At 50.5% G+C, this 24,707-nt stretch carries 18 protein-coding genes; 5 read left to right on the top strand and 13 right to left on the bottom strand.

Annotation, left to right across the window (positions count from 1 at the left end; translation table 11 throughout):
- Positions 1-5 precede the first annotated feature (5 nt).
- Together KKH67_04695 and KKH67_04690 are read right to left on the bottom strand one after the other, a co-directional pair.
- The gene (locus tag KKH67_04695; protein MBU1318478.1) at positions 6-1,523 is read right to left on the bottom strand and encodes a hypothetical protein; all 1,518 of its coding nucleotides are present in this window, start codon (positions 1,521-1,523) and stop codon (positions 6-8) included.
- Between the two features lie 13 nt (positions 1,524-1,536).
- Complete coding sequence (locus KKH67_04690; protein MBU1318477.1) at positions 1,537-2,019, bottom strand: HIT domain-containing protein; 483 nt, start codon at positions 2,017-2,019, stop codon at positions 1,537-1,539.
- 281 nt (positions 2,020-2,300) lie between these two features.
- Between KKH67_04690 and KKH67_04685 the strand changes: the two genes are divergently transcribed.
- The gene (locus KKH67_04685) at positions 2,301-4,556 is read left to right on the top strand and encodes an NADP-dependent malic enzyme (protein ID MBU1318476.1); all 2,256 of its coding nucleotides are present in this window, start codon (positions 2,301-2,303) and stop codon (positions 4,554-4,556) included.
- 85 nt (positions 4,557-4,641) lie between these two features.
- Here the strand turns inward: KKH67_04685 and KKH67_04680 are convergent, their stop codons facing one another.
- The 3 genes from KKH67_04680 to KKH67_04670 all read right to left on the bottom strand — a co-directional run bounded on the left by KKH67_04680 (position 4,642) and on the right by KKH67_04670 (position 13,009).
- On the bottom strand, positions 4,642-6,939 hold the full coding sequence (locus KKH67_04680; protein MBU1318475.1) for a hypothetical protein: 2,298 nt from the start codon (positions 6,937-6,939) through the stop codon (positions 4,642-4,644).
- Positions 6,940-6,962: 23 nt separating this feature from the next.
- Positions 6,963-9,137: a hypothetical protein gene (locus KKH67_04675; GenBank protein ID MBU1318474.1), complete on the bottom strand. Its 2,175-nt coding sequence runs from the start codon at positions 9,135-9,137 to the stop codon at positions 6,963-6,965.
- Between the two features lie 140 nt (positions 9,138-9,277).
- Positions 9,278-13,009 (bottom strand): S8 family serine peptidase, encoded by a 3,732-nt coding sequence (locus KKH67_04670; GenBank protein ID MBU1318473.1) that lies wholly within the window; start codon positions 13,007-13,009, stop codon positions 9,278-9,280.
- 210 nt (positions 13,010-13,219) lie between these two features.
- Here KKH67_04670 and KKH67_04665 point away from each other — a divergent pair, with 210 nt between their 5' ends.
- Both KKH67_04665 and KKH67_04660 read left to right on the top strand, forming a co-directional pair.
- A complete protein-coding gene (locus KKH67_04665; GenBank protein ID MBU1318472.1) occupies positions 13,220-13,417 on the top strand; it encodes a hypothetical protein in 198 nt (65 codons plus the stop codon).
- Positions 13,418-13,468: 51 nt separating this feature from the next.
- On the top strand, positions 13,469-14,071 hold the full coding sequence (locus KKH67_04660; GenBank protein MBU1318471.1) for a hypothetical protein: 603 nt from the start codon (positions 13,469-13,471) through the stop codon (positions 14,069-14,071).
- 124 nt (positions 14,072-14,195) lie between these two features.
- On the opposite strand, the gene KKH67_04655 is transcribed toward KKH67_04660, so the two are convergent.
- A complete protein-coding gene (locus tag KKH67_04655; protein MBU1318470.1) occupies positions 14,196-14,501 on the bottom strand; it encodes a hypothetical protein in 306 nt (101 codons plus the stop codon).
- Positions 14,502-14,727: 226 nt separating this feature from the next.
- The gene (locus tag KKH67_04650) at positions 14,728-15,003 is read right to left on the bottom strand and encodes a hypothetical protein (protein MBU1318469.1); all 276 of its coding nucleotides are present in this window, start codon (positions 15,001-15,003) and stop codon (positions 14,728-14,730) included.
- A 227-nt stretch (positions 15,004-15,230) separates the two neighbouring features.
- Here KKH67_04650 and KKH67_04645 point away from each other — a divergent pair, with 227 nt between their 5' ends.
- Positions 15,231-15,650: a DUF2087 domain-containing protein gene (locus KKH67_04645; protein MBU1318468.1), complete on the top strand. Its 420-nt coding sequence runs from the start codon at positions 15,231-15,233 to the stop codon at positions 15,648-15,650.
- 28 nt (positions 15,651-15,678) lie between these two features.
- Here KKH67_04645 and KKH67_04640 read toward each other — a convergent pair whose 3' ends face one another.
- On the bottom strand, positions 15,679-18,267 hold the full coding sequence (locus KKH67_04640) for a DUF2723 domain-containing protein (GenBank protein ID MBU1318467.1): 2,589 nt from the start codon (positions 18,265-18,267) through the stop codon (positions 15,679-15,681).
- Positions 18,268-18,624: 357 nt separating this feature from the next.
- Here KKH67_04640 and KKH67_04635 point away from each other — a divergent pair, with 357 nt between their 5' ends.
- Positions 18,625-19,752, top strand: coding sequence for a hypothetical protein (locus KKH67_04635; protein MBU1318466.1), 1,128 nt, complete (start codon positions 18,625-18,627; stop codon positions 19,750-19,752).
- A gap of 150 nt (positions 19,753-19,902) precedes the next feature.
- Here the strand turns inward: KKH67_04635 and KKH67_04630 are convergent, their stop codons facing one another.
- The 5 genes from KKH67_04630 to KKH67_04610 form a co-directional block, all read right to left on the bottom strand.
- Positions 19,903-20,142: a hypothetical protein gene (locus tag KKH67_04630; GenBank protein MBU1318465.1), complete on the bottom strand. Its 240-nt coding sequence runs from the start codon at positions 20,140-20,142 to the stop codon at positions 19,903-19,905.
- 141 nt (positions 20,143-20,283) lie between these two features.
- Positions 20,284-20,874, bottom strand: a complete 591-nt coding sequence (locus KKH67_04625; protein MBU1318464.1) for a YceI family protein — start codon at positions 20,872-20,874, stop codon at positions 20,284-20,286.
- A 75-nt stretch (positions 20,875-20,949) separates the two neighbouring features.
- A complete protein-coding gene (locus tag KKH67_04620) occupies positions 20,950-21,186 on the bottom strand; it encodes a CDGSH iron-sulfur domain-containing protein (protein ID MBU1318463.1) in 237 nt (78 codons plus the stop codon).
- A 170-nt stretch (positions 21,187-21,356) separates the two neighbouring features.
- Positions 21,357-23,552, bottom strand: a complete 2,196-nt coding sequence (locus tag KKH67_04615) for a DUF1926 domain-containing protein (GenBank protein ID MBU1318462.1) — start codon at positions 23,550-23,552, stop codon at positions 21,357-21,359.
- A complete protein-coding gene (locus KKH67_04610; GenBank protein ID MBU1318461.1) occupies positions 23,552-24,454 on the bottom strand; it encodes an MCE family protein in 903 nt (300 codons plus the stop codon). The genes KKH67_04615 and KKH67_04610 overlap by 1 nt, the downstream gene beginning before the upstream one ends.
- Positions 24,455-24,707: the final 253 nt, after the last annotated feature.

Below are 24,707 nucleotides of genomic sequence, written 5' to 3'. Positions count from 1 at the left end.
GTCAACTATCTCTTATGTGCGGTCAGTTTGCCGTGGATGGCGCTTTCAGCGGCAGTGAGGTGATTCACAAACCAGCAGTTCGCCAGGAAATTTCCGTCGCATCTATATGGTGTCATCAATACAGTCTGCTCAGTCTTGAGGTCGAATCCGGGGATATCTTCCAGTCGAAATCCCGCCGGTGCAATTATCCCACCTGCTTCGGCGATCGGAATCAGCAGCCGTCGCTTCATTGCTTCGATGTAAGTCGCATTGTTGAGTGGAGCTATGAGAAGGCGCGTAGAGTCGCTCACAGTGCGTCCCTTGAAAATGTCCGCGAGCTGCTTGATAGCATCAATGCCGCCTCCACACGGCCCGCCTATGAATACCAGCGAAACGTCGCCGACATCAGTCAGTTCCGAGACCTTCACAGCGGATGTCATATCACCTGATGCTATAGCCTGCGGTTCGAGCCCGGATATGTGCAGAAGATAGTCATGATCGTAGAAAGCTTTGTTGTCCGAGAACCATACCTTGTGATCCGATCGGCTGCGCTTGGCCAGATACCTCCGAGTTGTCTCGTCAAAAACCGTGTAGCCGCAGGCTGCGCCCGACGAGGGCGTCAAATGACAGAGTGACATTCTCTCGAAGATGTTGAGTTTCTCTGTCGTGCTGCCGGCGTACTCGATAACGCGGTTTTCGAACACGCTTTTCGAGAGGTTGGAGACTGCATAGCCGAAGATATCGAACGCCGTGACTCCGCGTTGCAGTCGTCCCTGCAGAGTCAATCTCACAACGGAGGGCACTTTGATCGGAAACTTCCCGTGTTTCATCAATTTCCGCATACGAGCATCGTCAAGGAATAGAGATAAGGTCGAGAATGCAGTCAACCCGGCTGCGGCATGACTATTGTGTACAATCAGCATGTTAGGCACGAGATCCTCGCCTTGCAGAAGAGAATACACACTGTGGATAGATGCCACATTCGACGACTTTGCACCCGATTCGATCTGCCTCCATCCTGAGACTATCCTGACCTTATCTGCCACCGGACCGGTGAGTAATCTGTTGGCTCCTTTTGTGTCGAGCAGTATCAGATCAGGTGTCACATCGATATCCTCGCCTCGACTGACATGTTCCAGCCCGGAGCAGCGAGCCAGGATTTTCTCGGCGACAGTTCGGTAGTACTCGACAAAAACACCGTTGCGCCCCATCTTGGGCTCAGAACCGAATCGTAATTCCAACTGCTCGAGCTTGAGTGCACGGGGCTTCTCTTTGATGCCGTATCGCCGCCTCCAGCTATAGAATCCTGCCTTGGAAAGTCCGATTTCTCTCCCGCATCGGAAATCATCACCGAACCGTTCCCACAGTTCGCGAATCTGCGCCTCGGAGAATTTCGGCAGCGATGTGCGGGGAATGCCTTTCTTGCGTCGCCAATACTGGACCAGATGCTCGGTTACATTGCCACCGAGCGCATCGGCGATGCGTTTGTCGGTGCGGTAGCGTTGCTGGAGTTTCAACAACTCCGCTTTTGTAGGCATTTTCATACTAGATGGCCTCTCAGAACAAAGGCGTTAGAATCTTGTATGTCGTTGCCAATGAGACAGATACTACACGGGTGCCGCCGATGACCGGCATGAAGCTTGTGTCTCCGGACCAGCGAGGGACAATGTGGACATGAAGGTGGCCCGGCACACCAGCTCCGGATGGTCGACCGAGGTTCATCCCTACGTTAATCCCTTGTGGCTTAAACGCTTTCTTGATAATCGCGACCGCGCGTCGAGTTTCGAGCATCATCTCGCAGTAGATGTCCTCTCTCAATTTCTCGACATTGCCGACATGCTTGTACGGCACTATCATCAAGTGCCCCGAAGTGTATGGATAGCGGTTCATGATTATGAAAGTGTTGTCGCCACGATGCAGGATCAGGTTGTATTTGTCTCGTTTTTCCTTTATTACCCTGCAGAAAAGACAGCCCTTTTCCTCGTGCGCCTTGGTCGCAAGGAGGTACTCTTCCCTCCATGGTGCGTATACATTCTTCATCATGCAGCAATATTAAGTGACACAATACAAAACGCAACTCAATTCCTTAATCTCCGCACCCTGATCACCGAACGCGCTCAGTAGTACAGGGCTTGTTGACAAATCCCAAAGTGTAGTCATTGCCAGCGAAACGCGGCAATCGAGATCGCCACATCGCTCCATTCCTCGCGATGGCACTGATTCCCGCCAGTTACATGCCTTTTTCTCGAAATCAGCTTGACAAACCTATCGATAAGTCTATTTTTGCACCCTTGTCAAAACGAATCAGACTGGAGCTTATGGTGATTAAGAAAGAAGATGCCTTAGATTATCATTCTAGCGGGCGGAAGGGCAAGATCGAGGTCATCCCTTCGAAACCGTGCCTTACGCAACGCGATCTGTCGATGGCGTATACACCGGGAGTGGCGCAGCCGTGTCTTGAGATCGCGGCCAACCCTGACCTGGTATATGAATATACTGCTAAGGGCAACCTGGTCGCAGTGATTTCGAACGGTACAGCCGTTCTTGGACTGGGTGATATCGGACCAGAAGCAGGCAAGCCGGTAATGGAAGGAAAAGGTGTTCTGTTCAAACGGTTCGCGGATGTCGATGTGTTTGACATTGAGATCGACAGCAAGGATCCGAAAGAGATAATCAATTTCTGCAGAATGATTGCGCCGACATTCGGCGGTATCAACCTCGAAGATATCAAAGCGCCGGAGTGCTTCGAAATCGAGGAGACGCTCATTGAGGAACTCGATATTCCCGTCTTCCATGACGATCAGCATGGAACTGCAATCATCTCAGGCGCAGCTCTGGTCAATGCCCTTGAACTTGTCAAGAAGGACATTGACAAGGTCAAATGTGTTTTCCTCGGCGCTGGTGCTGCAGGTGTTGCGTGTGCAAATCTCTATCTCGCGCTCGGCGTGAAGCCTGAGAATGTCAGGATGGTCGATTCAAAAGGTGTGATCTACAAGGGACGCACCGAAGGAATGAACAAATATAAAGAGCAGTTTGCTTTAGAAACCGATGAAAGAACTCTTGAAGATGCCATGACCGGTGCTGACGTATTTGTAGGCGTGGCCGTCAAAGACATGGTGACACAGGATATGGTCAGGTCGATGGCTGACAAGCCGATCATATTTGCGATGGCGAACCCCGATCCGGAAATCTCCTATGAGGACGCGAAAGCAGCCCGACCGGATATTATCTTCGCAACCGGCCGATCCGACTATCCGAATCAGGTCAACAACGTTCTCGGATTTCCGTTCATATTCCGTGGCGCGCTTGATGTTCACGCCCGCAAGATCAACATGGAAATGAAACTCGCTGCTACACAAGCTCTCGCGCAACTTGCAAAGGAGCACGTGCCGGAGTCGGTATCCAAGGCGTATGGTGGCGAGATACTCAAGTTTGGACCGGAATATATCATCCCGAAGCCGTTCGATCCCCGCATTCTCATCTGGGAATCCGCCGCTGTGGCGCAGGCTGCTATGGATACCGGCGTTGCGCGCAGGACAATCGACATCGAGCAGTACAAGGTGCAGCTCGAGAACCGTCTCGGCAAGACTCGTGAGGTCATGAGGCAGACGATAGCTCGTGCGAAGTCGAATCCGAAGAGAGTTGTCTACACCGAGGGCGGTCATGAAAAGATAATCGAAGCTGCCCGAAGAGTTGCGGATGAGGGCATCGCGATCCCGATTCTGATCGGTAATCCCGAAGTTATCCAGGCGAATGCAAAAGAGCTGGAGCTTTCCGTGAAGGGCATCGAGATTATAGACCCGCGGAAAAGCCCGAAATTCGAGCAATATGCGCAGAGATATTTCGAGCTGCGTTGCCGCAGGGGGGTCAACCTCGGCGACAAGTACAAAGCCGTGGCTGATCCGAACGTGTTCGGGACGCTCATGGTCGAATACGGCGATGCCGACTGTCTCGTGTCGGGAGTTTCGCAGCATTATCCGGATGTCATAAGGCCCGCTCTGCAACTTCTTAAGAGCGGTAACGGATATTCGACTGTCTGCGGCGTGTATGTGTTGATTATCAAGAACCGCACGTTCTTCTTTGCCGATACGACGGTCAATATCAATCCAACCGCCGATGAACTTGTCGAAATAGCACTCATGACCGCGGCGACAGCAAGACACTTCAACGTGACACCGCGTGTTGCCATGCTGTCGTTCTCGAACTTCGGTTCAGTGCGATGCGAGGAGACGGAGAAAGTTGTCCAGGCTACGGAGATTCTCAAGCGCGAGCATCCGGAATTGATTGTCGAAGGCGAAATTCAGGCCGACACAGCAGTCGCGCCATATATCTCCGATAGAGATTTCCCATTCTCGGCGATCAAGGGAGATGCCAACTGCCTGATCTTCCCGAATCTCGACGCCGGCACATCAGCGTACAAGCTGGTCATGCAGCTCGGCAACGCTGAGGCGATCGGCCCGATCCTTCAGGGAATCAGGAAACCTGTGCATGTCCTGCATCGCGCGGTCGATGTCGATGGTATCGTGAATATGACGGCGCTTGCTGCAGTCGATTCGATGTACCCGCACCCCGATTGAAAATACTCTTCGATTTGATACACAAAGGCCGCCTCAATAGGCGGCCTTTTGATTTGTTTATCATCCGGTAATGAGTCCCGCGGTCCTACGGGCATCCATCGCATGGCGGCGAACCGCCTGCGAAGATGTAGGTAATCAGATAGACAACATCATCAATATCCACGCCTCCGCTGCAATCGACGTCTCCCGCACTGAGTGGATCGGGTGGCAAGCCGCCTGAAAAGATATAGCTTATCAGCCAGACAACATCATCAATATCGATCGCTCCACTGGCATCACAATCGCCGCAGTCTACGGGTGGAAGATCTATGAAGAAAAGATAGTACCCATGCGCACACGCCACGTGCAGGTAGTCACCGTCAATATCCATTTTCCCGACAGATGATGTCAGCGGCACATACTGTACGAGCTGAGGATTCTCGCGATCAGCGATGTCAAAGACATAGATCGAATTGTTGCCGGAGGCGAAAATGTATTTCCGTTTGAACACAACTTCTCCGAAGTATTCTACATCCGGCATAATACGGTCGATGACATCCGGCTGATCCGGGTTACTGAGGTCAATAATATTGAGTCCGTGATATCCCCCGGCATAGTACATATAATCGCCAACTACAGTCATTTGATAGCCTGCGGAAACCCACCAGTCGTATTCCGCAATCAGAAGATCGTTCAGGATGCTGGGGTCTGACGGATTGGAGATATCGACAGTCATCAGTCGCAACTCGTCTGACTGGCTGCCCATTACTCTGTCGGCGACATACGCCCTGTTGCCTCTCAGAAGAGCGGTTATAGTGGCTCGCGAGTCGACGGACGGCGCCTTCACATTCGCCAGGGGATACGGATTGGATGGGTCGGCGATGCTGGCGAGCTCGAAACCGTAGCCGCTGCCGCAGACATACATCACAGTCCCACGCGCCGTGTTCGAATGCGAATAGATGTAGTCTTGCACGGGATATCGTTGGATGTATGCAGGATTGAGTGGGTCAGCGAGCGAAAACATATGGGTACGCGGGCATTGTGAGATAATCAGAAGACTGTCATAGATGAACGCGTCGGAGGTATTGCCGGCAATATATACCCACTTTACGAATTCAGGATTCTGTTTGTCAGTAGCATCTATGACGTATATGCCATTGCGCGACTGACTGGAATCACCGGAGAAATAACTCATGTAATTGGTTAGATAAGCATAATCGCCTTTGGCGTCAATTCCCATAAGCGTTGAGCAGTCATTTGAGAATTCGCCTATTCTCTCGATGTCGTACGGGTTTGATATATCCGCGATCGTCAGCCCCCACGAGCCTTCCGGTATGTACAAGTGGTCGCCATGCAGGGTCGCCGAATACCACCGTCCGCGTGCGACGTGATAGCCGATAGAATCGAGTTCTGTCGGAGTTGACAGATCGAACACTGTAAATACCGGATCGTAGTACTTCATGGCATAGAGCTTATCATTGTGGATCTCAAAGTAAATACCTGATCCTTCGGCGTTATATGTGCTCTGCAATACTGGTAATTCTGGCGAGGTTATATCATACACCTTGATTTCAGTTCCAGAATAGACATACAGATACCCCTGGTAGAAAGCTATGTCGTAAAGGTAGGACAGACTCAAAGTGTTTACACGGATGGGATTCGTCTCGTCGACGATGGAAATCACTTCCAGGAATCGATCAAAGTGGTTAATCGAGTAGATGTAATCTCCGACGACTACAAACCTGCGTGCATCCTTGTGAGGCAAAGGTGATTCATACTTGCCGACGATTGAAGGCGTGGTCGGATCAGTAACATCGCAGATGTAAAGCGCCGGACTGTCTGTGTTAGTTTCATTGGAGTATCTCACGATCCCGAAGTATGCCCGATTATCCTGAACCAGAATCTCATGCACCATGCCCTCGAGATGAATCACGCTCAATTCCTGAGGATCAACGGGATTCGAGATATCGAGAATAAGGACGCGGTCGTTTCTTCCGACATACAATTCGCTTCCATCGACAAACATGAAATTGTAGTAACCACCCAGTCCGAGATGAACTTGCCTGATCAGTACCGGACTTGTTATGTTTGAGATGTCGAATATCTGCAAACCATTCACATTCAGGGCAAACATGATCGTATCTACAACCTTGATATCAATTGTGCCGGTCCAGAGAGTAGTCCCGGAGAAACTGAGGATCTGTTCTGGATCAGACACATCCAGAGTCTTGAGACGCGCCGTCATCTGACTGAATGAGATATCAGCGCTGTCGGCGTTTATCCAATATACCCAGGGTGAAGGATCATCAGTGGGCATTGGGCCTTCGGCAAAGACGATACCAGGAACAAGGCACAGGGCTGTCAGAAAGCTGAGAATCCTGATGGTGAGTGCTTGAGTAGTCATTCTCGCATTCTCCGGATTGCGGGTTAGCAACCATCGCAAGGCGGTAATCCGCCCGCAAATATGTATGTTATCAGATACACAACGTCGTCAATATCCACACTTCCGCTGCAATCGACATCACCGGTTTCGATTGGATCCGGAGCAGGCCCACCACTGAATATGTAGGCGATGAGCCATACCGCATCGTCTATGTCGACAGCACTGCTTCCGTTGGCGTCTCCGCAACCGATGTCAGGAAGACTTATTTCAAACACGTAGAATCCGTGTTGGCACGCGACATAGAGATAATCACCCTCGACATCCAGACTGTAGGCATATGAAGAAAGTGGTATAAACTGCACTAGTTCTGGATCGACGGGGTTAGACACATCGGTAACGCTGAGAGAGTACATTCCGCCAATGAACATGTAGTTTCTTCTAAACGCCACATCCTGAAAATCCTCGAGCTCTGGCGAGTAGACACCAGCGATATCCGGATGATAGCGATCTGCTATATCTATGATACGAACACCAAGCCCCCGGCCTGCCAGATAGATGTAGTGCCCCCATCGCGTCATTTCGAATCCTACGTATGGATTGTCCCCACTGGCAGTCCCTGCTTCCAGGATGTCAACAATGACCGGCTCGGCTGGACTCGACACATCTATGGTATACAGCTGACACTGTTGAGGTATCAGCCAGCTACTGTAGCCAGTGACGTAAGCAGTGTTGTCGACAAGAATGGCGCCACAGGGAGTGATTTCCTCAAACGTCATACGTTCCACAAGAACGGGGTTGGCCGGATCAGCAATATCGCCGATCAACAAGCCGTTACCACCTGCGGTAACGATTAGAAGGGAATCACGAACAGCCGCATCAAAGGTATTGGTTGCCCATTCCGGGAAGGCGGAAAGCAATTCAGGCTGTGCATGATTGGTGAGAGAGTATATCTGCGTCCGACCGCAGTTGGTCATGAGTAGCAGAGAATCATCTGCTACTGTGTGATTCGCATTGCTGAACACGTGATCTGAGTAAACATACTCTGGATTGCTCTTATCCGTGATGTCTACCACAAACAGTCCGTTGAGATTGGTTCCACTGCCACTCTGGTAATTCGTCAGGTAAGCATAGTCTCCAGACACATCTAGTCCCATGAGTCCAAAGCAGTCGTGAGAATACTCCGCAAGAGCTGAAGCATTTGCCGGATCCGAGACACTTATGATAGCGAATCCATAATTACCCTCTGGCAGGAAAAGCAGCGAGTCAGTGAATGTTGCAGAGTAATAGGATGTTCGGTTCTCATAGAGATCGATCGAGGCGAGCTGCCCGGGACTCGTAATCTCGTACACTCTAACTCCGTGCTCGAGTGGGTACGCCTGCATCACATAGAGGTGGTCGCCGTGAGTTTCGAGCGCGAGGGACCACGGAGATGGAAGGGAATCGTGCGCAACAGGAGAATCCGGCACGGAGACATCATATACCATGATCCTGTCGAGCTGGGACAGATCATCTGCTGCCTGAACGTATAGAAAACCACCGTGGAATGCCACATCCCACGGAATATGCAGATAAGTTGACCATACAAGTATCGGGTTGGTCTCGTCTGCGATCGAAATCACATCCAGATGGTTTGACCAGTGGTTCAGGCCATATATGTAATCGCCCACCAACTCGAATCTGCGGCAGTCTTTGTAGTAGTGTGTCGACTCATACTTGCCGATGATGCTCGGGTCGGCGGGATTGGCTATATCGAGTATGTAAAGTGCCGGAGAATCGTCTGTCTCTCCACTGTATCTTCCGATTCCAGCATACAGTCTGTCATCTCTGATCTCCATGTCCATGATATTGCCTGATAGGACAATCTCACTGAGCTCTTGTAGATTGACCGGGTCCGATACATCGAACAGATACAGCCGGTCATATCGTCCGAGGCAGAGAAGGTTGCCTTCGAGACACATGAGATTGTATGGAGTGCCGGATTCCAGCCATATCTGATCAACCTTAATCGGGCTTGTCGGATCCGAAACGCTGAAAACTTCCAGTCCGCTTCTATTGAGCGCGTAGAGGATTGTATCGTCCGCTGCGACAGCCATTGTGAAACTCCACAGCGTTGAACCAGAGTATGTGACAATTTCCCTGGAGCTATCCAACTGAAGGGTCTTCAGCTTCGCAATCATCTGACCGAATTGCACGTCATCGCTGTCAGGCACCGCCCACATGGAGCCAACCGGCGTTCCATTATCCGTATTAGCAGTAATGGAGCAGCAGATGGCCGCGACGAATAAGCAGATAACCAAAGGGATACGGCATCGAATTCCCCTTCGCGTGTGAGTCATGTTGTCGGACCTTTCTTATCGTCCTACTTGTCTTCAATACAGGGCGAGGGACCACCACTGAAGATGTAACTTATCAGAAAGACTACATCGTCTATGTCCACTGCACCATTGCAGTCAGCATCTCCCGAATCCATCGGATTGGGAGGACCACCACTCGCGAATATGAATTGCACGAGATATATCGCATCATCGACGTCCAGGTTTGAATCGCCATCGGCATCACCGACTATGTAGTCGCGCTGAACAGTGAGTGTCGCCAACGACATCCATGGGTTATCTGACGGATCGGGGTCATTGCTGAGGATGCTTAGAATCGCTCCGTACGATCCGGCGGCCATGCCCGTAGAATTGAATGTTGCTGTCAGTGTGTCGGTCGATCCAACCGGGACTATTCCGGATTGGGGTTCGATCGTAAGCCAGCTAACATCCTGAGTCGTGACCACCACACAGAGAGCATCGTGCAGGTAAGAACCGGAGAAGACAATCTCGAGTCCATCCAGACCATCGACTCTTTCCATCCCCACAGTACAGTTGTCTTTGTCAAAGCCGGTTCCAAAGTCGAGATATTGCAGTCTGACTGAGCCATCACTTTTGAGAATGACCTCACCATTGAAGGCATCGCCGGTTTCCGCCCCGTACTCAGGAACGTTCACATATTGCACAATCAATTGGCTGCCGGTGCTCTGATAGAGGATTTCGGCGCCAGGATTGTCCGCATCCTGCAAGTTCAGATCATCCCAAAGCAGCGCAATTATATTGTTCGGCACATCCCAATGCGGCATCGGCTCGTTGTTGAGGGATTCGTAATTGTCTGGAGGACCGAATCCGATGAATCCATTGGATGAGATATAGAATTCGGTATAGGTCTCGCCGTAGTAGTCGAATGCAAATCCGATCGAAAACGGTCCTGCGTAGCTGTCATCGGTGAGACCGGTGACGGAAGTTCCGCTGACCGAAATATCGATCCAGTCAAACACAGGCCCTCCCGGTTCATCGGAGTCTATCCAGACGTAACCGTAATCGTCAGGCCCGCCGGCGTTGAACAATACGTCGTAGCCGACTCGAGGATCATCCATTCCTTTCCAGCCGCTGAAAGAAAAGTACTCGTCCGGATAGCTGCGAGAGGCGGGTTCCACTCTGCCCTGTTCAAGTAGAGTGCCAAAGAGACCGGAGTAGGAGAAATCCGGTTCCAGAGATACTTCATAGTGAAGATTCCCGACTCCTGCGCAGGAAACGTAGAGAAACACTTCAGCCGTTTCGTCGGGCAGCAGATTGGCATCCAGAGAACCAGACGTACTCACCGATATCTGCGGTGAGTAGCCAATTGATATGTCATCGACAAACCAGTCGTCACGTTCCCCGATAGATGCGGTGTTCCTGAACCGCACACGGAACTGATCATGGTGTGCCTCAGCCGGCAGGGGCACACTTACTTCTTCGAATACGTACATGTCTGGATCCGCACCATCGTGCTCTTTCAACAGCACCCATTCACCGGCACCACTATAGAATTCGACGAACAGATCATTATCATAATCTGGTGACTCACCGCCCCCCGTCTGCTGATAGTAGTAGATCAGATTCACAGCGGGCTCTTCCGCCAGCAGGATTACTTGCGATACAATCGTATCCGCCCCGACCGGGTCACCGTCGAAATGCAATGCGTATGGCACTGAGGGTTCAGACAAACCGAGATCACTGACATCAACTCCCGGAGTGATGACCCATTTTGTTATATCAAGGACGGTTGTGACGAATTCATCTGAAAATGGCAGGCTAAGTGGTGCGCCCAGGGATATGGTCTTGCAAGTGGCGGACTCGAGAATTGATGGATCACCAGCCGATTCAACTCGGACCGCCACAGAATCCAATTCCGCGTAAACAGTCGCAGGTATGTCCACTTTCACTTTGAAAGTCCAACTCGCGTCGGGGAAGAGAGTTCCTGACGAGCTGACCTGAGCAGTACCTGATGAATCCCAGATTGTGGTGTTCCACTCGTTGTTTGACACGCTCAGATTGTAACTGTCGGTCAGCACGCCGTCATTCGTGACAGTGAAGGTGTACCAGACTTCGGTCTCAGACGCTGCCCACTGCTCTGATTCCAATGGGTCCAGGATTATCTGATAGTCGATGACCTTAAAGGTGTAAACTGGAGTCAAGTCTCTCGCGCCATCGACATTCTTCGCGAAGAGATAGTAATCGATGTATGTTCCGGGTGACTGCACCGGAATGTACCCATGAGCATTGCTGACGTCTCTTCCCAACTGCAGTGTATAAGTGTTCCAGCCGCTGCCCGCATTGTAGTAGAGCAGAAGGGAGTCAAGAACAAGGTCTGCAACTGAGAAGATCGAACAATCCACTAGATAATCTGTGACGAAATTCTTGGTATCAGTTAGAGGATTGTGACCGATATTGATCTCGCCAAGCTCCAGCAGCGCATTGTAGATGTTGATCCTGCCATATCCATATTCCTCGTCCCAGCCCGGAGTGCCGAAATCCTCGGAAGAATTCGCTATGACATCTCTTATTGTAAATGGGGACAGGGTTGGATCGACCGATGCTATGAGCGCAGCCATGCCTGCAACATGCGGGCAGGCCATCGAAGTCCCGGCGAGTGGGCTGTAGTTCAGCGGAAGGTCATATGCTTGCGAAAGATAACAGTCATAATTCGGAAAAGTGGAGTAGATGTCATTTTCATCGAACGGGCTTCCGTGACCGCCGGGCGCAGATACCGTCACTTCCGGACCGACGCTCGAGAAGGAGGATGACTCATTGTTATGGTCCACCGATGACACGCATATAACATTATCATATTGAAGTGAGTACGCAGCCGGATAGGAGACCGAGTTGTGATAGCTGTTTCCGGCAGCCGCACAAAGGATGACTCCATGGCTGTCTGCGTACGCAACACCATGCTCGGAATAGGAGTGCGCAGAACCTCCGCCGGAGTAGTTGAGAACTTTGCAGCCGTTATCGACGGCATAAATGACGCCATCTCGAAACGTAGCCGTGGTACCTGATCCCTGATCGTTGAAGACTTTGATAGCCATGACCTTGCAGTTCCAGGTCACACCCGCTACACCTATGCCATTGTTCGACTCCGCCCCGATAGTACCGGAAACATGCGTTCCATGACCATTGCCATCGATAGGATCATTCTGGCCGGTGAAAGTGTTCAGGCCGAGTATGAAGCGAGAAGGATCGTCGAGGTCGGGATGGCTGAGCGATCCATTCTGCATCGGGATGCCGGTGTCGAGGACACCGACTATGATCTGCTCGTCACCTGTCGTGAAGTTCCAGCCTTCCGGACAATCTATGTCCGCATCCGGTGTGCCACCGGGGGGATCCTGACCGGTGTTGTTGTAGTGCCACTGGGCTGGAAACCTTGGGTCATTTGGAATGATACTCGTTCTGTAGACCAGGTTTGGCTCAGCGAAGCGCACAGATTCAAGTTCTGCTATTCGATCCGTTAGATCAAAGAGTGGAGCATCGCTGGTGGCTTCAAGCTGGATGAATCCGAATCTGTCGGCATCGCGGCTTATTCGAACATCGAATCTGGCTAACTCGTTGATGAGATCAGATTGCGTGAAGCCTTTGTTGAGTGCAATCAGTATGTCCTTGTCGACATACTCGACGGCCTGGCCCTTCCAGTCAGCCTGTTTGATCAGTTTGCCCTGGAAATACTCGTCAGATGCAAAAGAAGTAGTCGTTAGCAGCGCGCAGAGCACAACTGCACAGTAGCCAATGCGTGACATTTACCCTCCAGGTAAGAATCAGGTAAGAATATAGATGATATGCTCAAACTTAAAATATGCGCATTCTCCAATTTGTCAATGTGCTTTTATGGCAAATCTCAGTCTCACTGAGGGTTTAGTGCAGAAACAAGTTGCGGAATCCAGAAATAGGGATATATTTGATTGTAATTACAACTTGCTTCTGCCAACGCGACGTATCGGAGGGATCAAATGACGAGAGTCTCACGCTCGCGACTGTGTGTACTTCTGATTCTTTTCCTGCAATTTTCCATCAATTCAGCAGCTTTTGCCGACGATGTGGTCTTCCTGGACGATTTCGAAGGTGGTACGCCTGAGAATTGGATACTGGTTCTCGGAGAGTGGACGGTATCCGACGGGGAATTCTGCGCCGTTGAATGCTCCAGTTGAGGGGGCGGCGCAACAACGCGAACCGTGAGTTCGCTAAGCTGGGCTGAGGGAATGAGACTTACCGCCGGGACCTTCTTCGGTCAGGCGATCGACTACAACCATCGAAGTATCGCTATGTACAGCGAATACTCGGATCATGGCGTATACCTCGAATACACACGAAGCACGTGCGAAATCTGTCTCTATGTCATATACAATCAGCAGACAATATACGATACTTGCAAAGAAGTGCCCGAGAGCGAATGGAACGGCACCGATCTGCAGTGGCATGAACTCTCCATCACGTTGATCGGTGACCATCTCGAGACCGCAAGAGATGAGAAAGTCGATTTTATCTTCGATGACGATCGTCTCAAGGGGTTTCCGCACGAAGGGTACATCCATCTCTCCGTTGCGGGAGCCGAAGTCTGCTTCGACAACGTAGCAATGACTTCACTTGTCTCCTATGTCTGCGGTGACGCGGATGGTCAGCAGACTGTCGACATCGACGATGTCGTTTATCTGATAGAGTATATCTTCTCGGGCGGATCTGCTCCCGATCCTGTCGAGGCTGCGGACGCCGACTGCAGCGGTGGTATCGACATCGATGATGTCGTATACATCATCGCCTACATATTCTCCGGCGGCTCACCACCCTGCGAGGGGTGTAAGTAGGGGGCATCGCTCGCTGCTTTGTGGTTACAGTCCGCAGACGTGCTCGAAGATAAGCGGGAATTCCACACGCCTACACGGATCGGAATGAAAGGGGAAACGGGGCAAACGAATCTGGCTATTTAGATCATCTTTTCTTTTTGCCCTTCTTCTTTTCAGCTTGTCTGCGAGCTGCGCGATTCTGTGAACTCGGCATAGGCGGTTTTACGGGATGGTTCACGGGCTTCTTTGGCGATTGCATCCCAGGTGGAACTATTCTAATCTCCAAAATACCATTTATCCCATTATAAACGAATATGGCATTTGATAGAATATCGCGACCTATAAGCATCTTGAATGGGCGTTTCTCAAGATTGGCTTCCATGACGGACAAGTTACCAACGCCAATGTCACTACCTACAAAATGAAAATTGACAAGGTACTTATCAGCCATGTATCCGCCCCCAGTACCGCCAGCCGGGAACTTTCCGAGCGATATGAGGTTCAACACAGACGCAACGCATGGATCAATACAACAACCGTCAGCACCAGTATCAATCAGCGCGAGCGTCCTATATTTGAGACGATCACTGTGAAACTTGAGATGTGCCGCGGCAATTGTTATCTCGACTTCGAGAGTGGGTCCTAATGCCGCAAGCTCTTTCGGTGATAGCTGTTTCTTACAATGGTTCCGAAGGGCGCGATTCATGGAATAAGCCCAGAGTCAGATTTATTGAGGGCTCTTCAATATCATCTTCTTGAACGACGTGCTTTACAAGGATTCGGTCTGAGTTGGCCTTATCTGATCCTTTTACGGCTCCCTCAGTAAAGGAATCGTAAATCCCTATAAGCTGTTGATGATGAATGACAGCCCATTTACCTTTATACTTCTTGAATAGTTCTTCTTTATTAGCTTCAAACCACTCAAGCTCTTTTTCAAGATGATCGGAATTCATTTCAATTACTCCTGTCATAGTATTATATATTATCCCTATCGACTTGTCCAGTCGATAAACCTACTTACCCTCAAATAGTCCAAAAGCGTACAATTGCTAAATATATCCTTGACAATGCCGAATAGTACTGTATAATAGCATAGAATACCTTTGTGAGGTGTGATATGGGTGACGAAATGACTGATTTTGATCTGTTGACCGCAAAAGAGGTCGCGGATATCCTGAAAATGAACCCGCAGGTGATTCTGCGCAAGTTGCAGGCAGGGACAATTCCGGGGTACAAGCTTGGCAAAGACTGGCGTGTCAGTCGGACGCAGTTACTGGATTGGCTGGAAAAACACTCGAATCAAAGAAAGAGATATCCCGATAGGTTCGTCGGGCAGTTTTTCAACAGCGATGGAACATTGAAATCGATCCCGGCACAACGGAAGAAGCGCGTTGCGGTGCTGGAGGTTCTGCTGAAGAATTTCGAACTGAATCGCGTGTACGACGAGAAGGAAGTCAACGAGATTATAATGCGCTTTCATTCCGATTTCTGCACGATACGCCGCGAGTTCATTATGGAGAAGATGATGTCGCGGAGCGAAGGCAAGTACCGGGTGAATGGGTCGTACATTTCGCCCCATGCGTTCCAGGCTGACAATTGAGCAATTGCGCTGTTAATCGGCGAACAGCCTATGGCCCTCCTGTCGATTGCATATTGCCGTAGGCGTTAAGAATTCTTTTCGCCGATTCGTCAAGGGGATTGAGGAACGAGAACTCTCTGGAAATCTTCACCGCCTCCGCGAACCTGCCCTGCGATATATATGCCGACATAAGTGAACGGTAAGTCAGTGATGAAACCGGCATGATTTCATAGGCGATCTCGAAATTTCGGATCGCCTCTTCGTGGCGCTCCATTGCCTGCAAGATTATGCCTTTGTATTGATAATAGAAATAGCTGTTTGGCGCATATTTCAGGAGCTGATTCACAAACTCGAGATAATCGTCATAGTATTCTTCTGGGGTCTTTCCTTCAAGCCCGAAGAGCGAGTCGACTGTCGGCCTCAGCATCACATGCTCCCAGAACTCGGGGAAAGACTTCTCCATCCTCAGAAAGATGTCCAGTGCCCGGGTCGAGTCTCCTTCAGCGAGAAGTCCATTGTAGCAGTCGAGGTATTTCTGGGCTGCCGACAGAACCATACCCGTTCCAGTCTCATCCCTGTAGTATGTCGGATTGTCGAGATTCCTGAATTGATAGACTTCTCTGATCAGTCTTTCGGTCTCTTCAACGTTGACAGCACCGTTCAGGGATTCCTTGGTGATCCTGTAAACGAGTCCTACTCTCTCGCACTTCTCTCTGAGATTAAATGCTGTTTCCGAAGGTGGCAGATTCGCAAAATAGATCTCATGCCGCCACTGATTGTTCAGAATGATGTGCTCGATTAGCTGTATTGCCGTACGGATTACTCTGCCTGTTTCGTCCTGAAATGGAACCAGCTTTCGAGTCTCTTTACGTATCGGATCGTAGAATGACTCTCTCGGAAGCGGGAATGTATTGCCTCGATAAGTCGTCTCCACAGTCTCTATTTGCGCTGTATCGAGTGTAATCAGAGTATCGAGCGCTTCCAGGTCGGTTTTCATCTGCAGCGCGTACCAGTCTACATCAAGCAGCGATAGATTCACAATGTGTACATCGCGGCGTATTCCGAGACCATACTGAAGCGCCCAGAGCGGGAACGTATCGTTATCACCTGCCGTGAAGAGAACTGAGTTCTTCGCGCAGGAATTCAATGAATTGTAAGCGTAATCATACGGCATAGTGTCGTATGTGCGGTCGCACGCTCGATAATTGTGCGCGATGGCCAGCCCCGGCAGCAGAATAAGGACTGACATTACACTGCTCGCTGACTGAACCGCGCCGTCACCCATCTTCATCGAAGCGAGCTTGTCTCGAACACCAGTGTAGAGGGCTGCGAATCCGAGACCGATGCAGAGTCCAAACATCGCGAATCCGGGCGTCCAGAAATAGTCACGATCCCGGACTTCGAGCCGGTCGAGCATCGTGCCCGGCTGGATCTGCGTGCCGTCGGCAAAATTCATGTACAGAGTCAACCCGACCGTGCCCGCAAGTACAAGCAAGAGCATGAATACCCCGACTCGCATGTCTTTCTTGAGCACGTAGTAAATTCCGAACAGTCCGATTAGAAGCAGCAGTGTGTACAGGATTCCCGGCTGCGAATACTGCTCCTTGAAGTACCCCCAGAATCCCATGTGAGGGAAGTCTCCGAACTGGTTCGATAGCTCGCCCCGGCGGTGCAGCATGCGCAGGAACATATTCTCCTGACCATACTGATCCCTCTCCACAAAGCCGGTGAATTGCTTCCAATTGTCCGGATTGTTCATGTCGAGACCGGGATCATGCGATGAGAGTACCGGGATATATGTCTGCACTGAGAATCCGAGTAGCGCTGCAAAGGCGAGTGCAGCCGATAGTGCCCAGAGCCGGCTTCTATATTTGCTGAGGAACGCTATGATTGAAATCACCAGCCACAAACCTGTGCCTATCAGGAACCAGTTCAGGCTCGTCATGATGCAGGAGATGGCTAACACGGATATCCAGTATCGGATGTCTACGCGGAGTCTTCGATCGACGAGCGCGATGAATATGAATCCCGCCGGCATCACGAGAAAGGCACTCATGTGAATTCCGATACCAAGGATAGCGAGGTAGCTCGCGAGCACGAGGAGTTTGTCCGAGCTGGTGGATTCATGCTTCTCAGACCACACAACCAGCAGGTAGATGATCAACATCGAGACAAGCGTCGTTAATCCATAGACTTCAGCTTCGACAGCATTGGTCCAGAATGTGCGATTGAATCCCATGCAGAGCGCGCCGATTATGCCGCCGCCGTAGACAGCTAATCTCTGCCAGAAATCTGCGCCCGGTCTCTGCCAGCGAGTAATGATCCTGGTGACGATAAGATATCCGACAAGCACCGCTCCAGCAGATGATAGCGCTGAAATCAGATTTACCCTGTATGCGAGGTCGTCGGCAAACGGAATAAGCGAGAAGATTCGACCGAACAGGATGAATACCGCTGAACCGGGTGGGTGCGGGATTCCGAAGCAGATCGATGTTGCGACAAACTCACCACAGTCCCAGAAAGAAATGGATGGGGCAACAGTCTTGAGATATACGCCGAACGCTACAAACGCTGTGACTATGCCTATTATCATGTTCAGCCTGTCGCGACTGACGGTTTCACCTGTCGGCTGGTTCAAATGCGATTCCTCCTGCTAATGTCGCTACACTATCCGAAGTTAAAGAATATAAGTCAATCGATCCATTACACAACAAGATTCTGACAGCCGGGCTGCCTCGTGAATGCAACCGACTGCCTGACAGATAGTACTGGCATCACATGTCAATGTTCCTCAGGAAAGCCCCAAAATGGGCTTGACAATCCCCTTTAGATTCTGTATCCTTTATCGGAGTATCACATCTCAGATTATCAACGAATGAAGCCGGTTGACCGTTCATATTGGGGCGCGGTGCCGTTAGTCCGGTCGGTGCGTGACTCCGTGGTCCTCGGCGCAGGGAACACATATCCGGGAGGAACAAGAAATAGGGAGGCGGTGATGACGCGCAAAGCATTTCTCGCGATTGCTTTTTTGCTGATGTTGCTCGCGGGCGCATCTTCGGCACAATACGACGATTACATAAGAGTTGGAGTCGATTCGATTCCAGCGGGGTCTTCGAATTTCGAAATTAGGTTCTACTGGCAGAACTCTTGTGAGGGGGGCTTCATGGGATTGTCCCAGGGATTCGAGTTCACTCTCAGCGGGGACGCGTCGTATTCGTATGTTGGATTCGAGAAGAATCCAGCCACAGACTGGTTCGACCTGGGCGGACTGATTTGTGACGCATCTCAAATGGACGGTGTCTCTCCCGATTATTTGCTGATGGGCGCTTCCTGGTTGACCGGCTTCGGGCCGTTTGACGAAACATGGATGTTCAGTGTCTTTGTCGATGTCGGAGAGGGTGAGGGACAGATATGTATCGATTCAATGCTGCCGTGGGAATGGAATGAGTTGGGATGCGATGGTCCGTACTTCCTCGATAAATATGGCAGCGATGCGAATCATCCGATCTGCATAACCGTATATGAAGACCCCTGCAATGATGCTGATTGCAGTGGTGCGCATGATATTGACGACGTAGTGTATCTGCTCGACTACATATTCTCAGGTGGGCCGAGTCCGCATGGCAATCCCGACTGTCTCGAAAGTGTGGATATCGATGATGCTGTTTACTTGATTAACTACATTTTCGCGGGAGGTCCGCCCCCGTGCATACCGGGTGAACCGACAGTGATAACCGGAACAGTCGACTGGCCGGGGCATCAGCTGACCAATCCAATAGTATTTGTCGACACATGCCACAATCCGACTCTGATAGTCCCGTTGGACGGTATCGGTTTTGATGCCAACGCCAACGGCGACTTCACGATGACATACGACCTCGATGGTCCGATCGAGGGTGTAATCACCGGTTGGGATGATCTCGACGGTGATTGGACGCTTGAGGCTGGTGAGCCGTGGGGACGCTGGGATGCAAATGGCGACGGCTACTGGACCAAAGCGGACATGGTTCCGCTTGTTCCGGGACAGACTCTGAATGGCGCAGAGGTCAGTCTGCAGTTTATGATCATCGCAAATAGTCCTTCGACAGAAGTGAGGCTGATGGATGTGAAGACTTCCCGTTGACGCGGCGATCCGAACTCCAAGACTTTTCGAATCACCTGCTATCTTGCCGGTGGCATTAAGGAACGTATTTCCAAGACGTATAGCTCCAGTGACATTGGCAGGAGTGAGGGCACTCCTGCCCGACTTTACCTATTCACCACTGCTGCAGATCTAACTGCGCCTTCTCATAATTCTGATCAGCGAGAGTATGCTGATTATCATCCAGAAAAACTCGATCACAAAGAACATCGGCTCAGCACGGTAGATAGCGAAAGCTGCAAGTATCCCTGCACCAAATATGTTCATCCAGATGTATATCCTACTCGACTGTTTTAGCGGATCACGATATGCCAGAAAATACGCCCAGACAAGGAGCAGCATTCCGCTTAACGGGAACAAATCTTCTCGCAACAGTTCAATCAGCATAAATAGCAATATAACACGGTGTCAAGATATATGCAATTGGTTGATTATAAAAGGCGGCCGGGAGAACTCTCCTTAGACCGCCTCTTCTGGCACGACTTGCGTCGCAGTGTTGCAGCTACTGAAACACTACTGCTGCTTTCCAAGTTCAAGGTAAAGTTCTATATCGACCTCATCGCTCACAAGAACACCACCGGCCTCAAGCGGCTGGTTCCATGTCAAACCATAGTCGCTTCTCTTGACGGTGATCAGAGATTCGACGCCCATCTTTGTGTTTCCACTCGGATCAATGATCGTCCCTGTTATGGTGAATGGAAGGGCGATCTCTTTGGTAACGCCGTGCATCGTGAAATCGCCGATTGCCACATATCCTTCGTTAGCTTTCTCGATCTTCTTGCTCTTGAATGTGATCTCCGGGTATGTTTCGATGTCCAAGAAATCAGCGCTGCGAAGATGATTATCTCGCCTCTCGTTGTCTGTGTCAATGCTTGAAGACTGAATTACGACGTTCACCGACGACTTCGTAATATCTTTCTCATCGTACGTAACGGTTGCCGAAACATCATCCAATGTACCTTTTACTTTAGATATCACGAGATGTTTGACCGAAAAGCCGACTGAGGAGTGCGCCTTGTCTATCACGTACGTATCCATCGCCAGGACGGGTCCAGCCGCAAAGAGCATCAGCACGATTCCTGTGACGAGTCTCTTTATTAGCATGTGGAATTCCTCCGAATTTGGTGATTAATTTGTGTTCCGGTAATCGAGCGACCTGGGTCGCTCGCCATTCAGTAATCATAAGGATTTGTGTGTGCCGTCACAGAATGGCTTGTTGCCGGTCTGTTTACATTGGCACAAATAGACCCTCTTCTTCTCGCTGATTTCAAACTGCAACGGCAGAATGTCCGTAGTTTTATGCGATCCATCGCAGAAAGGCTGATTTGCGGATAGCCCGCACTGACACCACCAGTAGTTACCCGGCTCCAATTCCAAACTGGCCGGTTCTTTGAATGCAATCTTAGGCATACTCAATGATTCCTCCCCATTCACCGTTACAACTCGCTACATTCCTCTGAAGTAAACGCTATAACCGTGGCTGTCTGCTGGGGTTCCGCGCAATTAGAAGTCTCTCGCAATTGGAAGGGTGGCTTCAACTAGTGAAGCTCAAGTAAGTTGAGAGGAAAAATCGACGGACTCTGCGACTAAGCCCTTGCAAGTGAGACCGTTGCGACTCTCGCAGCATCTTTCGGGTCGAGCTCTTTGAATTTGACTATCATCTCAAGCTCCCAGCACTCGTCAGGCTCAAGTCGCAGCTGCCATGACGGCAGCATGCAGATGCTTTGCTGCACCTTCTCGAAACCCTCCTCGGAGAGAGACACCGAATATATCGGCATCCGCCAGAGTGTGGCCTTCTTTTGGATGAAGATGTCGAGCTTGAAATTGTCGTCGCCATTGTGCAGTCCAAACTGAGAGATGCCATCTACTGAGGATGTTTTGTCCGTTCGCTTAAACTTAGCTGGAATCTTTCCATCCAGTGTGTAGCTCACATTGTGCGATGTCAGGTTCGGGAACCCGAAATTGAATTCTATGCCGAAATTGAGGCTTGCGGCGGAATTGTCTCGATTAACCAGATGGTAGCTGACTTTCACCTCCGGTCTTTCGGAGAGGATTACGAATTCTTTCTCTATCGTTACAGGAGCATGTCTGCCATCCACCCACACTTTGCCGTCGCGTCGAAACGTGACGACCGAATCGCTGCTGACTACGCTGTGTTCGAATGAGTACAGTTGGTTGACGAAATCGCCCTCTTCGGGATAACTTGCCGTCCAGAAGCTTTCCGGATCGAAACTGCTTCCGAAAAAGTGATCAATGAAGCAGCCGCGCCTGTACCAATCGTAGGAGAGGAGTTTATCGAGGCCCTCTTCTTTGGAACTGATCATATCGTGAATTGAAGCTGTCTCGCCTTTGGCGTTGTTCGTCTGAGCGGTTTTGATTTTGTGGTGGTACCCTTCCTGCTGTCTTGTAACGGTGTCGATCACGTTAACATTGGCAGGTTTGTAATCGAGTTCGAAGAGCGTTGCACCCGATGATGGCTTGAAATAGAAATTGAGGCCTGACGAGTCGACTACCAGCTCGTCCATGCCATCGCTGTCAAAATCGTACGTTGATGACTGTGTCCAGTGGGGACGTTTGCGAGTCACAGAGTCAATCTTCTTCTCGGCCATAATCAGATTCTGATATACAGCAGCCCGGATGTGTTGGAGATACATGCCTCCAAAGACTCCATGCCAATACGGACAGTTACACTGACCTCGCCACAGAAGATCCTCCGCCTCATTGATTTCCTGCGTGGGTTCCTTAGTCTGAGATCTCAAGTCTGCGATCTTCTGCGAAACGCGCAACATCTTCTTGTGCATGTTATTCGTTTCAGGGTACTTCGCGAGGAAGTTCCTCCAGAAGCCACCTCTGACGAACACACCATATTCTTCACTGAGATTTGCTTTCTTCAGCTTGTCGGCGAACTCATCGTATTTAATGATTGCCTGCGCCGGAAGAGCCCATTCGTTCATCTCTGTATAGCTTGCTGTTGGCAGATAGACTCTTCCAAGCGGAGGCGTATTGTCTAGTATTTCACGGAAATGCAGCATCTCGATCCAGTCGGAGCTATCCGAGAGTGCGGCGAAGAACCGCTCGATCCATTTTTCCGTGTAGCAGCTCTTGTATGTTCCGGGCCAGACGCCGAATTTTTCCCCGTCATCGGCATAGATGGCGACAGGATCGCCGTCTCTCCCGGAAAGTGCATGAAGGTGATCGATGGTTTCCTCGATTGGTCTGAAGGGAATCGTGTAACGCAGATAGCGAGAGATAGGGAAGAGAGCGACCGTTGCGCCTTCCTCCTCGGTGATGTAATAGCCGTGCAGTTGGTCATCCGTCAGACCGGAGTATCTGAAATGTGCGTCGTCGAGGACGGTGTATTTGACTCCGGCAGTTTTCAGGATTTTCGGCAGGTGTGGCTCCCAGACTCTCTCAGCCAACCACATTCCGGCGGGGATATCGCCTATTACCCTCTGTACATACCGGGTTAGCTTCCTTATCTGTCCAATCTTGTCACGATCCGGAATGACCGGCAGAATCGGTTCGTAAAACCCGCCGGTCATGATTTCGAGTTGGCGTGTGCCTACCAGCTTTTTCAGAAGGTCGATGCCTTCCGGCCTGTTGTCTTCAATCCACTTCAGAAGAATCCCGGAAAAGTGAATTGAGACGCGTATTTTCGAATATTGCTCCAGCAGTTGCAGAAATGGGTAATATGATTTATCGAATGCATCCTGGAAGACCGACTGGAAATTCCCGACCGGCTGATGGTTGTGTATTCCGAATGCGAATTTGATCTTGTTCATCAGAACAGTTTGAACTCCATCTTCAAATACTTCTTAGGATTAGCCCGTATATCCCCAACGAGCTTGTCCACCTCTCGGATTGCTCTCTTGACGTCCTGATAGAGAGTCATGTCGGAGGCCAGCAGCCCGAGCGAACCCTCGTCAGAGTTTAGCTTATCAACAAACGTCTGCAAGCTTGTGGAGAGTGTATCGAGATTATCCGCCAGTTTGTCGAGTTTCTCGGATGCGGCTGCGAAATTCGTCATTGCACTGTCAGCCTTCGGCTTGTTGCTGCTGATAAAATCATCGAGACTTCTTGATGCTCTCTCTGCCGCCGCGAGAGTCCGCTGATAATCCTCTTTCGAATTATCGACGAGCTGATTCAAACTCACTGTCAGATCGTGCAGCCCTGTAACCGTCTGCTGAAACTCATTGAGCGTCCCGGGAGATGCTACGGTAGCGCCGATCACTCTGACAAGCTCTCTGACTTCAGATACCATATCACCCATCATTCCCATAACTTCCGGTATACCGGTATCGTACCGCCCCTCGTGAATCCTGGTCAGATCGAGAGGTACCGACGAAGTGCCTGCCGAGACAGCGACAAATCGCTCCCCCATGAGGCCGATATTCTTGACAGAAAAAGTGGCATCCTCGCCGAGAAATACGGATTCGTCGATGAGACAGCTAACAACAACTCTCCCCGATGCGAGTTCGATCGCCTTGACTTTGCCCATATTGACGCCGGATACGGCGAGGGGATCACCCGCACCGAGTGCACCTACGTCGTTAAAGCTGAGCTGGATAGTCTGGAATCTCTGGCGAAAGCTGTAGCCCTTGAACCAGATGATGCCTCCAAAGAATATCACAATCGCCATGAAGACGGCTATTCCGACTTTAAGCTCTGTTCTTCCTTTACTCATAGTCACCTATCAGTTGTCCGTTTCCAGATACAATCTGCGGAGCCAACTGTTCATACTTTCTACATCGGAATCAGCGAGAATCCTCTTAGTCGATCAACAATAATATGTCTGGAGTCAATGTGTGATTCTGTCGAGCCGAGGGGCTGTTGCCGAACGGTCGTTTGAATGTTGGGTTAGGTGTGGCTGGGGATAAAAAAGCACACGACCGTGGCTATCCGGTCGCGTGCAATGTAGTAACAATTTTTAGGCTTTC

The organism is Candidatus Zixiibacteriota bacterium (genome assembly GCA_018820315.1).
Lineage (GTDB): Bacteria > Zixibacteria > MSB-5A5 > JAABVY01 > JAHJOQ01 > JAHJOQ01.
Note: the sequence above shows the minus strand (reverse complement) of the source record. Positions and strands in the feature narration are given on the sequence as shown.